At 40.1% G+C, this 1,148-nt stretch carries 1 protein-coding gene; it reads left to right on the forward strand.

Features of this window, described 5'->3' with window-relative positions; all coding sequences use genetic code 11:
* Positions 1–64: 64 nt before the first annotated feature.
* Positions 65–1,148: cobalamin-independent methionine synthase II family protein (locus ACRCJ0_RS14770; RefSeq protein WP_431390965.1), on the forward strand; the 1,084-nt coding region annotated here is incomplete at its 3' end.

Below are 1,148 nucleotides of genomic sequence, written 5' to 3' on the forward strand. Positions count from 1 at the left end.
AATCAAGATATAATAGTTTTGTAGATGTGTTACAATTTATCTAAACAAGATGGAGGTCTTAGCTATGACAAACAAGAAAATTTTAACTACACATGTAGGTTCATTACCACGTCCAAAAGCATTATTAGAGGCAAATGACCGTCGTGCAAAAAATGAAATTTCAGACGAAGAATACTCTCAAATCATCCAGGATTCAGTTGATCAGGTTGTTGCAAAACAAAAAGAACTGGGTATCGACATTGTAAATGATGGTGAATATGGTCATATCACATCTGGTCCAGTAGACTTTGGTGCCTGGTGGAACTACTCATTCTATCGGTTAGGTGGTTTAGAAATGACTGACCAAGACCGTTGGGCAAACCCTGAAAAGGTTCGTTCAACACCAGGAAATATTAAATTAACATCATTCCCTGACCGTCGTGACCGTGCAATTTTCTCAGCTGCCTATGAAGATCCAGATTCTGGTGTTTTAGGTAAACGTAAAGCTGTTGGGAACCCAGTTTTCGCTGATAAAGTGACTTACGTTGGTCAAGACCAAGTACAACGTGACGTAGATTTCTTAAAAGCGTCACTAGCTAAAAACAACTTAGAAAAAGCTTTTATTGCAGCTGTATCTCCAGGTTCAGCAGCTCGTCTACAAGATAACTACTACAATGGTGATGAAGAAGCCTTATTAAATGATTTAGCAGACGCATTACATGAAGAATATAAAGCGATCACAGATGCTGGTTTCATCGTTCAAATTGATGCGCCCGACTTGGCTGAAGCTTGGGACCAAATCAACCCAGAGCCAACAGTTGAAGACTTCCAAAGATGGTTACAATTACGTATTGACGCTATTAACCGTGCCTTAAAAGGTATCGATCCAGCTTTAGTTCGCTTACATATTTGCTGGGGTTCATGGCATGGACCACATACAACAGATATTCCATTAGAGTACATCGTTGACCAATGTTTAGAAGTAAATGCAGCAGGATTTACTTTTGAAGCATCAAGTCCACGTCATGCGCACGAATGGAAAGTGTGGGAAAAAGCGGGTCGCTTAAAAGAAGGCCAATACATCATTCCTGGTTTAGTATCACATTCAACAAATGCGGTTGAGCATCCAGAATTAATCGCAGAACGCTTAATCCGTTTCGGTGAAATCG

The sequence above is a fragment of the Aerococcus sp. L_32 genome, from assembly GCF_050689315.1.